Consider the following 1,705-nt stretch of genomic DNA (forward strand, 5'->3'; position numbering starts at 1 on the left):
AAGAGATTCCTTTGGAAAACATTTAAACAACAAAGCAAGTCAGTAATGATTTGTTCTGTCAGTTTCAAACTTGCTGATTGTTCGCCTATTCCGGTGGCTTTCAGCACTAGATGTGCCCGTCACGCTTGCGTGGTGAGGCTATTAAACATTTACGGAGAGTTTGATCCTGGCTCAGGACGAACGCTGGCGGCGTGCTTAACACATGCAAGTCGAACGGTGATGAGGAGCTTGCTTCTCTGATCAGTGGCGAACGGGTGAGTAACACGTGAGTAACCTGCCCCCGACTCTGGGATAAGCACTGGAAACGGTGTCTAATACCGGATACGAGCTTCAGCCGCATGGCTAGGAGTTGGAAAGAATTTCGGTTGGGGATGGACTCGCGGCCTATCAGCTAGTTGGTGAGGTAATGGCTCACCAAGGCGACGACGGGTAGCCGGCCTGAGAGGGTGACCGGCCACACTGGGACTGAGACACGGCCCAGACTCCTACGGGAGGCAGCAGTGGGGAATATTGCACAATGGGCGCAAGCCTGATGCAGCAACGCCGCGTGAGGGACGACGGCCTTCGGGTTGTAAACCTCTTTTAGTAGGGAAGAAGCGAAAGTGACGGTACCTGCAGAAAAAGCACCGGCTAACTACGTGCCAGCAGCCGCGGTAATACGTAGGGTGCAAGCGTTGTCCGGAATTATTGGGCGTAAAGAGCTCGTAGGCGGTTTGTCGCGTCTGCTGTGAAAACCCGAGGCTCAACCTCGGGCCTGCAGTGGGTACGGGCAGACTAGAGTGCGGTAGGGGAGATTGGAATTCCTGGTGTAGCGGTGGAATGCGCAGATATCAGGAGGAACACCAATGGCGAAGGCAGATCTCTGGGCCGTAACTGACGCTGAGGAGCGAAAGCATGGGGAGCGAACAGGATTAGATACCCTGGTAGTCCATGCCGTAAACGTTGGGAACTAGATGTGGGGACCATTCCACGGTCTCCGTGTCGCAGCTAACGCATTAAGTTCCCCGCCTGGGGAGTACGGCCGCAAGGCTAAAACTCAAAGGAATTGACGGGGGCCCGCACAAGCGGCGGAGCATGCGGATTAATTCGATGCAACGCGAAGAACCTTACCAAGGCTTGACATATAGAGGAAACGGCTGGAAACAGTCGCCCCGCAAGGTCTCTATACAGGTGGTGCATGGTTGTCGTCAGCTCGTGTCGTGAGATGTTGGGTTAAGTCCCGCAACGAGCGCAACCCTCGTCCTATGTTGCCAGCACGTAATGGTGGGAACTCATGGGATACTGCCGGGGTCAACTCGGAGGAAGGTGGGGATGACGTCAAATCATCATGCCCCTTATGTCTTGGGCTTCACGCATGCTACAATGGCCGGTACAAAGGGCTGCAATACCGCAAGGTGGAGCGAATCCCAAAAAGCCGGTCTCAGTTCGGATTGAGGTCTGCAACTCGACCTCATGAAGTCGGAGTCGCTAGTAATCGCAGATCAGCAACGCTGCGGTGAATACGTTCCCGGGCCTTGTACACACCGCCCGTCAAGTCATGAAAGTCGGTAACACCCGAAGCCAGTGGCCAAACCCGCAAGGGATGGAGCTGTCGAAGGTGGGATCGGTGATTAGGACTAAGTCGTAACAAGGTAGCCGTACCGGAAGGTGCGGCTGGATCACCTCCTTTCTAAGGAGCACAGCAGTGCCGTCTGTATACAGCGGA

1 rRNA gene is annotated in these 1,705 nt (G+C 54.8%); it reads left to right on the forward strand.

What is annotated here, in order from left to right:
* Window positions 1-148: 148 nt before the first annotated feature.
* Window positions 149-1,669: ribosomal RNA gene (locus CTB96_RS05650) — 16S ribosomal RNA — on the forward strand.
* Window positions 1,670-1,705 lie beyond the last annotated feature (36 nt).

It is taken from the genome of Cryobacterium arcticum (genome assembly GCF_003185895.1).
Classification (GTDB): Bacteria; Actinomycetota; Actinomycetes; order Actinomycetales; family Microbacteriaceae; genus Cryobacterium; species Cryobacterium arcticum.